General features: G+C 67.0%; 10 protein-coding genes. 7 read left to right on the top strand and 3 right to left on the bottom strand.

Going from position 1 to position 13,661, the window contains the following annotated elements:
* Nucleotides 1-81: 81 nt before the first annotated feature.
* The 7 genes from BRADO_RS06785 to BRADO_RS06755 all read left to right on the top strand — a co-directional run bounded on the left by BRADO_RS06785 (nt 82) and on the right by BRADO_RS06755 (nt 8,498).
* The gene (locus BRADO_RS06785) at nt 82-627 is read left to right on the top strand and encodes a thiamine pyrophosphate-binding protein (protein WP_011924571.1); all 546 of its coding nucleotides are present in this window, start codon (nt 82-84) and stop codon (nt 625-627) included.
* Nucleotides 627-1,208: a thiamine pyrophosphate-dependent enzyme gene (locus tag BRADO_RS06780; RefSeq protein ID WP_041756196.1), complete on the top strand. Its 582-nt coding sequence runs from the start codon at nt 627-629 to the stop codon at nt 1,206-1,208. Before BRADO_RS06785 ends, BRADO_RS06780 begins: the two co-directional genes overlap by 1 nt.
* 158 nt (nt 1,209-1,366) lie before the next feature.
* Complete coding sequence (locus BRADO_RS06775) at nt 1,367-2,533, top strand: acyl-CoA dehydrogenase family protein (protein ID WP_011924569.1); 1,167 nt, start codon at nt 1,367-1,369, stop codon at nt 2,531-2,533.
* Between the two features lie 224 nt (nt 2,534-2,757).
* Complete coding sequence (locus BRADO_RS06770; RefSeq protein ID WP_011924568.1) at nt 2,758-3,870, top strand: CaiB/BaiF CoA-transferase family protein; 1,113 nt, start codon at nt 2,758-2,760, stop codon at nt 3,868-3,870.
* 2 nt (nt 3,871-3,872) lie between these two features.
* Nucleotides 3,873-4,721, top strand: coding sequence for a MaoC family dehydratase N-terminal domain-containing protein (locus BRADO_RS06765; protein ID WP_085972850.1), 849 nt, complete (start codon nt 3,873-3,875; stop codon nt 4,719-4,721).
* Between the two features lie 109 nt (nt 4,722-4,830).
* Complete coding sequence (gene mdlC / locus BRADO_RS06760) at nt 4,831-6,447, top strand: benzoylformate decarboxylase (protein ID WP_041756195.1); 1,617 nt, start codon at nt 4,831-4,833, stop codon at nt 6,445-6,447.
* 329 nt (nt 6,448-6,776) lie between these two features.
* Nucleotides 6,777-8,498: a hypothetical protein gene (locus BRADO_RS06755; RefSeq protein ID WP_011924565.1), complete on the top strand. Its 1,722-nt coding sequence runs from the start codon at nt 6,777-6,779 to the stop codon at nt 8,496-8,498.
* Nucleotides 8,499-9,023: 525 nt separating this feature from the next.
* On the opposite strand, the gene BRADO_RS06750 is transcribed toward BRADO_RS06755, so the two are convergent.
* The 3 genes from BRADO_RS06750 to BRADO_RS06740 all read right to left on the bottom strand — a co-directional run bounded on the left by BRADO_RS06750 (nt 9,024) and on the right by BRADO_RS06740 (nt 13,597).
* The gene (locus BRADO_RS06750) at nt 9,024-10,703 is read right to left on the bottom strand and encodes an outer membrane beta-barrel protein (protein ID WP_244422974.1); all 1,680 of its coding nucleotides are present in this window, start codon (nt 10,701-10,703) and stop codon (nt 9,024-9,026) included.
* A 1,367-nt stretch (nt 10,704-12,070) separates the two neighbouring features.
* Complete coding sequence (locus BRADO_RS06745; RefSeq protein WP_011924563.1) at nt 12,071-12,865, bottom strand: SDR family oxidoreductase; 795 nt, start codon at nt 12,863-12,865, stop codon at nt 12,071-12,073.
* Nucleotides 12,866-12,901: 36 nt separating this feature from the next.
* Complete coding sequence (locus BRADO_RS06740; protein WP_011924562.1) at nt 12,902-13,597, bottom strand: hemolysin III family protein; 696 nt, start codon at nt 13,595-13,597, stop codon at nt 12,902-12,904.
* Nucleotides 13,598-13,661 lie beyond the last annotated feature (64 nt).

Here is a 13,661-nt window from a genome sequence, read left to right as displayed (position 1 = left end):
CCTCATGGTGAGAAGCCCCGCGGCGGCGTGTTGATCATAAGGCCCGCATCAGATCCCCATACGGAGGAACCACAGGACGTCATGGCCGCTTCCGATACGCTTACCTCAGCCCCCGACTGGCCGCTCGCCATCTACGACGCGCTCAAAGCCGCCGACGTCAGGCAGCTCTGCTACGTGCCCGACGCCGGCCATTCCCGGCTGATCCGCCTCGCGCATGACGATCCGGCGATCGCCACCACCGTGCTCACCACCGAGGAGGAAGGCGTTGCGCTCTCGGCCGGTGCGTGGCTCGGCGGCCAGCGGGCGGTGCTGCTGATGCAATCGAGCGGGGTCGGCAATTGCGTCAACATGTTCTCTCTGCTTGCGAGCTGCCGCTTCCCGTTTCTCACCTTCGTCACGATGCGCGGCGAATGGGCAGAGTTCAATCCATGGCAGGTGCCGATGGGCAAGGCCACGCAATCCGCCTTCGAGATCATGGGTGTCACCGTGTACCGCCTGGAGCGGCCCGAAGATGCCGGCGAAATGACGGCGGCCGCCGCAAGGCTCGCCTATGACAGCGATCAGCCGATCGCGGTGCTGATCTCCCAGCGCATGATCGGCGCCAAGAAGTGGACGGAGGCCAAGTGATGCGTGCCACGCTCGATCGCCGGATCGCCGTGAAGGCGCTGCTGCAGGACCGCGGCGACCTGCTGGTCATAAGCGGCCTCGGCTCGTCGTCCTACGACGTGTTCGCCGCCGGCGACCATGATGCGAACTTCTACCTGTGGGGCGCGATGGGCGGCGCCGCCATGATCGGCCTCGGGCTGGCGCTGGCGCAGCCGTCGCGACCGGTGGCCGTCATCACCGGCGACGGCGAGCAGCTCATGGGACTGGGCAGCCTCGCAACAGCGGCGGCCAAGCAGCCGCGCAATCTCTCGATCGTCGTGCTCGACAATGCCCATTTCGGCGAGACCGGGATGCAGATGAGCCATTCCGGCCTCGGCGCGCGTCTGGAGCTGATCGCAGGCGGCGCGGGCTTTCCCTCCGTCACCACGATCGAGGATGCCGCGGCGCTCGCCGCCTTCAGGCCGAAGCTGCGCGATCTCGCCGGCCCGCATTTCGCCCGCGTCGCGATTGCGACCGATCACGTCGATCGCGCTCTGCCGGCGCGCGACGGTGTCTTCCTCAAGAACCGCTTCCGCGGTCATCTCGGATTTCCCGTCAGCTAGAACGTAAGCGGGACGCCTTGCTCTGTCGCGCCGGCAAGGCAGCCCGGCTGCAACGCTGGCATTCCAAGCTTGCCAAGCGGGACCCGCTTGGTCATAGGCTATCAGGAACAAGTCCAGGGAGAGCCCAGGCCGCGTCACGGCGGCCCGCGGAGCAATACATGACAGATCAGCATCAGCACGACGATTACGCCGACATCCGCGATGCAGTGGCCAAGCTGTGCGCGCAGTTCCCCGGTGAATATTGGCGTAAGCTCGATCGCGAGATGGCTTATCCCTCCGCCTTCGTCGATGCGCTGACCCAGGCCGGCTATCTCTCGGTGCTGATCCCCGAGGAATATGGCGGCGCCGGGCTGAAGCTGTCGGCGGCGGCGGCGATCCTGGAGGAAATCCAGCGCGCCGGCTGCAATGGCGGCGGCTGCCATGCGCAGATGTACACGATGGGCACGGTGCTGCGGCACGGCTCGGCCGAGCAGAAGGCGAAGTGGCTGCCGAAGGTCGCGAGCGGCGAATTGCGGCTGCAGGCATTCGGCGTCACCGAGCCGACCTCGGGCACCGACACGACGTCGCTGAAGACGGTCGCCAAGCGCGACGGCGACAGCTACGTCGTCAACGGCCAGAAGATCTGGACCAGCCGCGCCGAATATTCCGACCTGATGATCCTGCTGGCGCGCACCACGCCGAAGGATCAGGTGCAGAAGCGCACCGAGGGTCTCTCCGTCTTCATCGTCGACATGCGCGAGGCCAAGAAGTCCGGGCTGACCATCCGCCCCATCAGAACGATGATGAACCACGCCACGACGGAAGTGTTCTTCACCGACATGCGCGTGCCGGCCGAGAATTTGATCGGCGAGGAGGGCAAGGGTTTCCGCTACATCCTCTCCGGCATGAATGCCGAGCGCATCCTGATCGCGGCCGAATGCGTCGGCGACGCCAAATGGTTCATCGCCAAGGCCACCGCCTATGCCAAGGAGCGCGTCGTGTTCGGCCGGCCGATCGGCCAGAATCAAGGCATCCAGTTCCCGATCGCCAAGTCCTATGCGTCCATGCGAGCGGCCGAGTTGATGGTGAAGGAAGCGACGCGCAAATACGAGGCCGGGCTCGACTGCGGCGCCGAGGCCAACATGGCCAAGATGCTCGCCGCCGACGCCTCCTTCGAGGCGGCCAATGCCTGCATCCAGACCCATGGCGGCTTCGGCTTCGCCGAGGAATACGACGTCGAGCGCAAGTTCCGCGAGACCCGGCTGTACCAGGTGGCGCCGATCTCGACCAATCTGATCCTGTCCTACGTCGCCGAGCACGTGCTCGGGATGCCCAGGTCGTACTGAGATGCAAACGCGCGCTCGTACGTCAAACCTGTCCTCCTCGCCGCACGCGAATGCGCCAAGACTGCTTCCTCCGTCATTGCGAGCGAAGCGACGCAATCCAGGGTCTTTCCGCGGCGGGATTCTGGATTGCTTCGCTGCGCTCGCAATGACGGAGGATAGACTTTTTTCGACGTCAAGCCCTCATGGTGGAGACCCCATGAGGCCCCATTCCACGAGTTCACACCATGCTGCCGCTTGAAGGGATCACCGTCGTTGCCGTCGAGCAGGCGGTGGCCGCGCCGTTCTGCTCGTCACGGCTGGCCGACGCCGGCGCCCATGTCATCAAGATCGAACGGCCGGAGGGCGACTTCGCCCGGGGCTATGATGCCGCCGCCAAGGGCCAGAGCAGCTACTTCGTCTGGCTCAACCGCGGCAAGGATTCGCGCATCGTCGATCTGTCGAAGCCAGAGGGCCGCGCCGAGTTGGAGATACTCATCGCAAGCGCCGACGTGCTGCTGCAGAACCTCAAGCCCGGCTCGATGGACAAGCTCGGCTTCGCGCGCGAGCGGCTGCGCCAGGACTATCCGAAGCTGATCTGCTGCACCATCACCGGCTATGGCGACAGCGGCCCTTACGCCGACCGCAAGGCCTATGATCTCCTGATCCAGGCCGAGAGCGGGCTCGCCTCCATCACCGGCGGCCCGGAAGGGCCGTCGCGCGTCGGCATGTCGATCGTCGACGTCGCCACCGGCGCAACCGCGCATGCGGCCATCCTGGAGGCGCTGATCAAGCGCGGCCGCACCGGCGAGGGCGCGGACATCCGCATCTCGATGTTCGACGTCATGGCCGACTGGCTGACGGTGCCGCTGCTGAATGCCGAAGCAGGCCAGGCGCCGAAGCGCATCGGCCTCGCCCATCCCTCGATCGCGCCCTATGGCGTGTTCACCTCGAAGGACGGCAAGGACATCCTGATCTCGATCCAGAGCGAGCGCGAGTGGAAGACCTTGTGCGCCAAAGTGCTGGAGCAGCCCGCGCTGCCCGACGATCCGCGCTTCGCCAACATGGTCGAGCGGGTGCGCAACCGCGCGCTCACCGACAAGATCGTCGCCGATCGCTTCGCGGCGCTGTCGCGCGACGAGCTGCTGGCGAAGCTCGCGGCCGCCGACATTGCCTTCGCCGAGGTCAACAGCATGACTGATCTCTCGACCCATCCGCATCTGCGGCGCATCGAGGTCGACACGCCGAATGGCGTCGTCAGCTATCCGGCCCCCGCCGCGATCGTGGTCGGCGACGACAGGCGCTATGGCGCGGTACCCGCGATCGGCGATGCCGCCTCGCCTCACCAGCGAAAGGGATGATCATGACGGAGTCCCTCGATCTCGATCACCTCCGGCAATGGGTCGGCCGCAGCACTGAAGCAACCGACATCGTCACCGCGCAGCTCACCAAGGGCCTGCGCGCCACACTATTCCAGGACATCGGCGAGCCCGCGACCGGCGACATCGCGCCCTACACGGTGCATTGGTGCCTCGGCCAGCCGGTGTTTCCGCACGATCAGCTCGGTCCCGACGGTCATCCGACCCGCGGCGGCTTCCTGCCGCCGGTGCCGCTGCCGCGGCGGATGTGGGCCGGCGGCGAGGTGCAATTCATCGATCCCTTGCGCGTCGGCGACCTCGCCTCACGCGTCTCGACGATCACCGATGTCACGTTGAAGAGCGGCTCGACCGGCCAGCTCTGCTTCGTCGCTGTCGAGCATGTCGTGTCGACGCCGCGCGGGACGGCCATCCGCGAGCGTCAGGACATTGTCTACCGCGACATGGGCGGCGCGCCGGCTGCTGCACCCAAGGCACCGCCGCCTCCGCCGGTCGCGCAGCACAGCGAAGCCCATGTCTCCGATCCCGTGCTGCTGTTCCGCTACTCCGCGCTGACCTTCAACGGCCACCGCATTCATTACGACCGCGACTACGTCACCAAGGTCGAGGGCTATCCGGGCCTGATCTTCCACGGCCCCCTGCAGGCGGCGCTGCTGGTCGAGTTCGCCGCCAAGCTCAAGGGCAAGCCGCCCGCGAAGTTCGCCTATCGCGGCGTGCAGCCGCTGTTCGAAGGCAGCGAATTCTCGGTGAACGCCAGCGACAGGGATGGCGGCCTCGAGCTGTGGACCGCCAATGCCGAGCGCCAGCCGACCATGAAGGGCACGGCGACGTGGTGATACAGTCATCGTCATTGCGAGCGAAGCGAAGCAATCCAGGGCTTTGCCCGGAACTCTGGATTGCTTCGTCGCTTCGCTCCTCGCAATGACGGCAATCCGAGGGACGCCTTTGGCCAAGAAGACAACAACCAAGCCCGTCACCGTCAAGCAGGCCACCTTCGATCTGCTGCGCGCCTTCGGCATCAAGAAGGTGTTCGGCAACCCCGGCTCGACCGAACTGCCATTCCTCAGCGACTGGCCCGACGATATCGACTACGTGCTCGGCCTGCAGGAGGCTTCCGTCGTCGGCATGGCCGACGGCTATGCGCAGGCGACGCGCAATGCCGGCTTCGTCAATCTGCATTCGGCCGCCGGTGTCGGCAACGCGCTCGGCAACATCTACACCGCGCATCGCAACCAGACGCCGCTCGTCATCACCGCCGGCCAGCAGGCGCGCTCGATCCTGCCGCTGCAGGCGTTCCTCTACGCCGAACGCCCGAGCGAATTCCCGCGTCCGTACGTCAAATACAGCGTCGAGCCGGCGCGGCCCGAGGATGTGCCGGGCGCGATCGCGCGCGCCTACTACACCGCGATGCAGCCGCCCTGCGGCCCGACTTTCGTATCGATCCCGATCGACGACTGGATGCATCCGGCGCAGCCGGTCGCGGCACGAAAGGTCAGCCGCGAGCTCGGCCCCGATCGCGCCGCGATAGAGGAGCTGGTCGCAGCGCTCGGAGCGGCCAAGAACCCCGCGCTCGTCGTCGGCCCTGGCATCGACCGCGCCGCTTGTGTCGACCTGATGGTCCAGGTCGCCGAGAAGGCGAAGGCCGGCGTCTGGGTCAGCCCGTTCTCGGCGCGCTGCTCGTTCCCGGAGCGGCATCCGCAATTCCAGGGCTTCCTGCACGCCTCCCCCGGACAGCTGTCGGAGGCGCTGAAGCCGTACGACATCGTCGTGGTCATCGGCGCGCCGGTGTTCACCTTCCACGTCGAGGGCCATGCCGCGATCTTCGACGGCGCGACCACGCTCTATCAGATCACCGACGATGCCGAGGGCGCGAGCGTGCCGCCGATCGGAACCAGCATCGTCGCGACGATGCGTCCCGCGCTGTCGCTGTTGCGCGAACTCTTGCCGGAGTCGCAGCGCGCCGCGCCGAAGGGCCGCGTGATGCCGGAGCCGCCCGACGCGTCCGACCCGATCCCGGTCGACTATCTGCTGCACACGCTGTCGCAGGCTTTGCCGCCCGGCGCCGCCATCGTCGAGGAGATCCCCTCGCACCGTCCGGTCATGTACAAATACATGCCGATGCCGGGCGCGGACTCGTTCTACACGATGGCGAGCGGCGGCCTCGGCTACAGCCTGCCGGCCTCAGTCGGCATGGCGCTGGGGCGGCCGAACGACCGCATCGTCTGCCTGATCGGCGACGGCTCGGCGATGTATTCGCTGCAGGCGCTGTGGACCGCAGCCCAGCGAAAGCTGCGGCTGACGATCGTGGTCATCAACAATTCCGGCTACGGCGCGATGCGCTCGTTCAGCCAGGTCATGCAGGTGCGCAACGTGCCCGGGCTCGAGCTGCCCGGCCTCGACTTCGTCAAGCTCGCGGAGGGCCTGGGCTGCGACGCCGTGCGGGTCAGTCGCTCGGCCGATCTGCCCGCCGCGCTCGCCCGCGGCCTCGCCCACGACGGCACCAGCCTCGTGGAGGTGATGGTCGATTCCGCGGTGCCGCTGCTCTATGCGCAGAAGCGCTGAGCTCGCGTTCGCTGAGCGGACGCGCTGTCAATCTCGGATGATGCGATAATACGTCGCATCATCCGTGGCACGGCCATGGCTGGCCGCCGAATGCCCACAACCCCGCCGCAACGGTGCAACCGGCGGCTTTAGCCGCAAGCGTTTGTTTCGAAAGCTTTCTGCTTGCCTGCGCCATCGCGCCGCAGCCGCTCCGCCGCAAACATCGCGAAATCCTGCCGTCAGGTTGCAGGCCGCCGCCATGCTGCTTGCAAGGTCCGACCATTCTGCAAGCAAAAATCATTATCAAAAGGTTCCATCATCCAATCCAGCGTACCAATGGAGTTGAGCTGATGGCGGACAAGAAGACCCCTCAAACGGCGGCCGGAAAGAGCGAGCTCTATCGGCATGTCAGCATGCTGGCCCTCATGGCCGCGCTGGCAGTCACGGCACTGCCGCACCATGCCAACGCGCAGGCGATGACGACCGCCCTGGCGACCTCCGCCACCACCAGCGCCGCCGCGAAGGCCGCCCAGGATGCCGCCGTGAAGGCCGCGGCCGCCTCTGCCGCCAAGGCGGCCCAGGAGGCGGCAGCCAAGGCCGCCGCGGCTGCTGCCGCCAAGGCCGCTCAGGATGCGGCGGCCAAGGCTGCCGCGAAGGCCGCGACCGACGCGGCCGCCAAGGCTGCTGCGAATGCCGCCGCCAAGGCGGCCTCGACCGCGGCCTCGACCGCGGCCTCCACCGCGGCCGCCAAAGCCGCATCGACCGCGGCGACGACGGCTGCGAGCGCGGCAGCGGCCAAGACCGCCACTGCAGCTGCCGCTGCGACCACCACGACGGCAGCCGTCAGCACCACCAAGCCCGCCGCTGCAACGACGACGACCGGAACGGCCAAGACCGCCGCCGCAACCACGACCACCACGACGACGGCCGCGAAGTCGACAGCCACCGCGGCCACAACCACCGTCGCCGTGGCCAAGGCTGCCGCGACGCCTGCCGCCGCTGCCACGCCCGCCAAGGCCGCTGCCGCAGCATCCAGCAGCACGGACGCGGTCGCCAAGGCCAATGCGGCCGCAGCAGCCGCAGCCCAGACCGCAGCGGCCGCCGAGGCCCAGGTCGCCGCCGACCGCAAGGCCATCGACGTCGCGCGTCAAGCCGAGCAGAATGCCAAGGGCGCCGCGATCGAAGCGCAGGAGCAGGCGGAAAAGAATCCGACCGCGGCCAACCAGGCAGCCGCCACGGCGGCGGCCGCCAAGCTGACCGCAGCCTCCGCGGCGCTGCAGGCTGCCTTCCAGAAACTCGACAAGGACATCGACGTCTCCAACGAGGCCAAGGAAGCCGCCAACGCCGCCAAGGATACAGCGCGCGAGACCGCCGAGGCGGCTGGCAAGACCGCTCAGCAGGCCGGCCAGGCCGCCGGCAACGCCAACAATGGCGGCAATGCCAATAATGGCGGCGCTGCGGCGGGCAATGGCGGCAACGCGAACAACAATAACAACAACCAGCAGAACCAGGAGGCCAAGGAAGCCGCCGAGCAGGCCGCGCTGCAGGCGGCGTTGAAGACCGGCGAGCAGGCCCGCGCGGTCGCGCAGCAGAAGAGCCAGGCCGCGCAGGCCGCAGCCACCCAGAACCAGAAGACGGTCGAGGCCGCGCTCAACCAGAAGATCGGCGCACTCGACGCCGCGGTCGAAACTGCCGAGCAGAAGGTGAACGCCGACCGCCAGGCGCTCGAAAAGGCCCGCCAGGCCGCGCAGCAGGCGACGCAGGACGCGCAGGAAGCCGCCGAGCAGGTCGAGCGCGCCAACACCGCCGCTAACCAGGCCGCATTGGCCGCCGCGCAGGCCAAGGCGCAGACCACTGCGGCCGCCTTCAACCAGGCCAACGCGACGCTGAACGCCGACAACCAGGCCCTGACCCAGGCCCGCGAGAGCGGCGAACAGCAGGAGCAGGCGCTGCGGGCGGCCGCCCAGCAGCAGATCCAGGCCGGCTACACCGCCGCCCAGCAGGCGACCCAGGCCGCCTGGGCCGAGGCGCAGCAGATCGGCAACGCGGCACTCGCCGCGCTCGAGCAGTAAGGCCCCGGCGTTCCGCGTCGCTCTGTCGTCACCCCCCCTGGAGCGGCGCGGGCCCGATAACGACAACAAGGCCGTCACCAGCGGCATGCCGAGCAGCTGGGGGTGGTGATCACGCGGCGGGACTCGACCTCACCCGCCGCGTGCGCTGCCCCCGGCCCCACCCCACCCGACATGCTCATGCCTCGAGCCCCGCCCCCTTGCGGGGCGTTTTTTTAGGAGCGAGCGCGCGCTCGCTTCGATCTGGAGCGCATTCAGTGTCACGTCCTGATGCGGAGTCGATGTGCCCATCCGATCGCGGGGAGATGCTCGGGGTCTCATGGTTCGAGACGCGCCGCTACGTTTGATTTGACCGGTCCGTGGCCTGATCGGCGCGGCGCCAAAGTGGGCGCGTCGACGGGCGAAGCCCGACCGCGGCCTGATCGCCCTCGAGGCGAAGCGAGAGTCTCGCCAGACTCCGCAGCCTCGGCAGTCATCGCGCGGCGGATAGCGGCACGACCGTGTCGCTTCTCCGCCGGGCTCAATGACTCAATACTGCACCCTGACGCCGACGACGCCGACCACAGCCATGAAATTGTTGAGCGCGACGTTGGAGCAGGTCCATTCGGTGCGCACTTCGCTCTTCAGCTGGATGTTGCGGTTCATCTTGTAGACGCCGCCGGCTGCGACGAACATGCGCTGGTCGGTGCGGCCGATGCCGACGAACTGGTCCTGGCCGTAGCCGGCGCGCATGGTGCCGATCAGCCATGGCTCGAATTGATGATCCATCTGCAGAATGGCGTCGCGCGACAGGATGCCGGAGACGTTCATCGCAGGCGTCTCGGAGGCTTGCGAGCGCGCCACCAGCACGAAGGTCGTCGCCTCGGTCGCCGCCCAGGCGAGCGTCGCGTCCGCGATCACGCCGCTGATGTTGGGCATCATGGGCGAATCCATGCGGCGGGTGAGATAGCCAACCGAAGCTTCTCCCGTTAGCGATCCCATGTTGACGACGGCGCCGGCGCGTCCGGCAATGCCGGTGGAGTCGCGCCGCTGCCCGTTGAAATCGACCTGCAGATCGTGGTTGCGGCGATCGAAGCTCATGTCGATGAAGGGCGAAATGTTCGGCGTCAGCACATAGGTGACGCGCATTTGCGCGCCGGGCTGCGTGTAGTTGCGGTCCTGCGTTCGCAGGGGCAGATTGGCCGTGATCATGGCGTCGTTGAACACGACCCGGTCGGCCGATCCCTTGAAGGCGATCTCGGTCGGGCCGATCTTCTGCAGCACGCCGGCGCTGCCGCCGAAGGTGGTGGCGCGCGGCAGCTTGACGGCGCCGGGCAGCGCCAGCGCATCATTGACGAAGCGTGCCTCGCCGGTGAGCGCGGTCCCCTCGGTGACGTCGTAGCGCCCCTGCGCGCGCGCCTCGAAGGTCGGATGGCTGAGCGAGCGGACATTGGTGTCCTCGGTGTAGGCGCCGCGGAAGTCGGCGTTGAGCTGGTGCCGCTCCCATTGCGAGCGCACCGAGACCTCCGTGGCCGCGATCACGACCGGCGAGCCCTGCCCTCCATTGCGCCTCGTCGGATTGGTGTCATAGCCGGCCTGGATCTCGACCGCCGGCTTGACGAGGAACGAGCCGACCGTGATGCCGGTGGGATCATAGGGCTTGGCCTCGGGCGTGACCGGCGGCGGCTTTACAGTGTCGAGATTCCGATCAGGCAGAACGTCGCGATTGCGTAGCACCGCCGCCGGCTGCGCCGCGGCAACGGTCTGCTCAGCCGTCGCGGGACGTTGCGCGACAGGAGCGGCGGCCGCAATCTGCGGCGGGACGGCTTGTATCGCAGCTGACGCGCGGGGCGCCTCCGGTGCCGCCACGACGGCACCGCGCGCCGGCTGGAACGCTGCGAAACCGAAGCTTGCCGGCGGACCGGACTTGCCTGGTGCCGCGAGCGCCGGCGCACCGGCCTCGCGAACGGGCCGTAACAATGCGCTGATGCTGCGCGGATCCTGACGCATCATCAGCGTCCGACTGTCGTTCGCGATCCTGGGAACGTTGTAGTAGATGCTTCGCGCGGTGATGTGACGAAAGAACAGCCGGTCGGCGCGTCCCGGCACGACATCACTCGGCTTGGCCTTGATGACCTGCTGCGCGGACGCCGTGTCGACGACCATCACCGTGAGCAGCAGTACCTCGACGAGCGCAAGCGTGACCCCGCGATGGGATCGGGTCACCATGAGCCGCTTCGTCCGCACCGCGAACGCGCCGGCCTTATGAGGTGCATGAGGTTGCAACGAAACGCCGTGACTTAGCAGAGATGATCGAGAACACGTCGGGGCGTTGCCGACCTCACACGCAGCGAGTGCGCCACCAGCTCCCCTTGCCCGGAAATGATCGGCAAAGGTCGGCGGAAGTTTTGCCGCGCTGGGGAGATTTCATGCGATCATGAGGAGCATTCGCAACAAGGCGCTTCGAAGCGCCGATGCGCGGCCGCTGACCGCACATTCATGAAACTAATTAGTCCAACTTCGAGCCGGAGGCACCGTCCCGCCGCAGCGGCGCCGCAAACGGCGCTCGTCGTCCGGCAAATGTCCACAATCGGCGCGGCTCGCCCAGGCGGCCGGTGCGCGATATGCCGCAGGCCCCGCATCGACATGAATTGCCCGGCGGGCATTCGAGACAGCGCTGCCATGTCGAAATTGCCCGTCGTGTTGAAATGTCGCGGCCCGAGGCCTTGCGCCGTCGGGCAAATCACGACGATTGTTCCGCGCATCCCGCCTCATCACGGAGGGGCGTTGCGCGCGATCGTCACGACACGCGAGGCGGGGATGCGGTGGCCGCGAGACGTTGCAGCGCTTCCTTGCGGAGGCGCGGACGAACGACGCTTCTTGCGGACGTGAAGTTGCGTGGTCCTGGCGCCCCGACGCTGGCGCCAAGTCCGCGACGATGCCTGGGGCATCGCACGGGCGACGGTGGCTCACAAGCCGGACACCGGGGAGAGCGCAGAGTAAGCGTGAAAACCATCGCGCGGGGAATGCCGGGTCGATCCGGCAGAACCTGTGGTACCTGCCGCCTGCATTTTTTTCCGCAGGCGGGCCATGGGTGACGCCGTCACCCGGCATTCCCTGCGCCCTTCGTATCACAGAAGGGACATTGTCGATGCACCACTCGGGCGTCCTGCGCCGCGGGAGCGCGAGGTCGTGTCATCATGAGCTGTTTGAGGTGTGAGTCACGGAGCCTCAGTGACACTGCGATAGGTTGGGCCAAAGGCGCGCATGCACGCTGCTTACAACAAACTCCGCTGCCTCGCGCTCCGTGCCCACCATTCGCGCCGCATGTGCAGATCCGCGGTGGGCACGCAGCCGTCCCCTGGGCAGCCGCTTTGCCCACCTACGCGCTGCCGTCGATGGCGTGCACGCAATCTTTCATCGTCATCCCGGCGAACGCCGGGATCCATACGCCGCGGCCGAAGTCGTCGAGAGAGGTGGTCGACGCACAGGCCTCGAACTACTTCCTGGGGTTATGGGTCCCGGCTTTCGCCGGGACGACAGCGGAGGGTGTTGATGGACGTCGTCCACCCACCGCAGGCATGCATCGCCTCCGCCTACGTCCCGAACTCCTCGCGCATCCTGGCCTGGATCTTGGCCATGCCGCCGAGCCAGCGGTCGTAGTTCTCGGTCTTCTTGCGCATGTAGCCGAGCACCTGGGGATGCGGCAGGATCAGGAAGCTCTCCTCGGCGAGGCCCTTCAGCACGTCCTGCGCGACCTGCTCCGGCGTGAGATCGCCGTCGCCGGATTGGGGGCCCTTGGGGATCGCGCGCAGCATGTCGGTGTCGACACCCTGCGGGCAGAGGATCGAGACCTTGATATTGTCGACCTTGTGCGAGATCGCCAGATTCTCGGCGAAGCCGACGGCGGCGTGCTTGGTGGTCGAGTAAGGCGCGCTGCCGACCTGGGACAACAGGCCGGCCGCGGAGATCGTGTTGAGGAAGTATCCGCCGCCGCGCGCCTTGTAGCGCGGGATCAGGTGCCGCGCCGCCCAGACATGGGCCATCACGTGAATGGCCCAGCTGCGCGCCCACGGCTCGTCGGAGGTGCCGCCGACATTCACCGACAATGGATCGAAGCCGCCGCCGATGCCGGCATTGGAGCAGAACAATGCGATCGGCCCGAACTGCCGCTCGGTCTCCTCGATGAGGTGCTTGATGTCGGCTTCCTGCGAGACGTCGCAGCGGAACGAAGCGCCGCCGATGCTGTCAGCGACCGCCTTGGCGCCGGCCTCGTCGAGATCTGCCACGATCACCTTGGCTGCGCCGTCGCGGGCAAACGCCTCGCACAGCGCCTTGCCGATGCCACGGGCTCCACCGGTGACCACTACAATCTTGCCGGTCACCTGCATGCAAAGCCCTCCGCACGGAATTTGTCCTGGAATGATCTATGTCAGGACGAGATCGAGCACCGCCGTATAATGGAAACTGGCGCCCAGCAACACGAAACCATGCCAGATCGCGTTCTGGAAGCGCAAGCGCCGCCACGAATGGAAGATCACGCCGAGGCTGTAGAGAATGCCGCCGGTCAGCACGCAGGCGAGCACCGAGGTCGGCATGACCGCGATCACCCGGTCGTACATCATGATGCCGCTCCATCCGAGCGCCAGATACAGCCCGATCGACAACGCATCGAACCGGCCCGGCCAGCGCAGCTTCAGCACGATGCCGAAAATCGCCACGCCCCAGACGCCGAGCAGCAGCGCCACGGAGAACACGGTGTCCTTCAGCGCGGCGATGAACGGCGTATAGGTGGCCGCGATCAGCACATAGATCGCCGAATGATCGAACCGGCGCAGCACCCATTTGGTCGGCGACACCGGCCAGAGATTGTAGGTCGCCGACAGGATCAGCATCGACAAGAGACCTGCGACGTAGATCGACACCACGACGATGTCGATGGGGCTTGCATAGATCGAGGTCAGCACCACCAGGACCGTGGTGGCGACGAGCCCCGCGGCGATGCCCACGATGTGGACGACGCCGTCGGCGATCATCTCGACCTTGTCGTAATTCCAACGCATCGCCCCCGTGGCGGCGTGGACGGAGGTGGAGGCGAACTGCTTCAGTTGAAAGACGCTCATCGAGGAACCTGGCGCTGGTTTGCCGGAGACGATCTTGGAAGGACGATTATGGTTTCCAGTGGTC

Source organism: Bradyrhizobium sp. ORS 278 (assembly GCF_000026145.1).
GTDB lineage: Bacteria > Pseudomonadota > Alphaproteobacteria > Rhizobiales > Xanthobacteraceae > Bradyrhizobium.
This window is presented reverse-complemented; position numbering and strand designations above follow the sequence as displayed.

Excerpts from the sequence above, each read along its gene's own strand:
- BRADO_RS06785 (WP_011924571.1), top strand. The coding sequence starts at position 82 with ATGGCCGCTTCCGATACGCTTACCTCAGCCCCCGACTGGCCGCTCGCC.
- BRADO_RS06780 (WP_041756196.1), top strand. The coding sequence starts at position 627 with ATGCGTGCCACGCTCGATCGCCGGATCGCCGTGAAGGCGCTGCTGCAG.
- BRADO_RS06775 (WP_011924569.1), top strand. The coding sequence starts at position 1,367 with ATGACAGATCAGCATCAGCACGACGATTACGCCGACATCCGCGATGCA.
- BRADO_RS06770 (WP_011924568.1), top strand. The coding sequence starts at position 2,758 with ATGCTGCCGCTTGAAGGGATCACCGTCGTTGCCGTCGAGCAGGCGGTG.
- BRADO_RS06765 (WP_085972850.1), top strand. The coding sequence starts at position 3,873 with ATGACGGAGTCCCTCGATCTCGATCACCTCCGGCAATGGGTCGGCCGC.
- BRADO_RS06755 (WP_011924565.1), top strand. The coding sequence starts at position 6,777 with ATGGCGGACAAGAAGACCCCTCAAACGGCGGCCGGAAAGAGCGAGCTC.
- BRADO_RS06750 (WP_244422974.1), bottom strand. The coding sequence starts at position 10,703 with ATGGTGACCCGATCCCATCGCGGGGTCACGCTTGCGCTCGTCGAGGTA.
- BRADO_RS06745 (WP_011924563.1), bottom strand. The coding sequence starts at position 12,865 with ATGCAGGTGACCGGCAAGATTGTAGTGGTCACCGGTGGAGCCCGTGGC.
- BRADO_RS06740 (WP_011924562.1), bottom strand. The coding sequence starts at position 13,597 with ATGAGCGTCTTTCAACTGAAGCAGTTCGCCTCCACCTCCGTCCACGCC.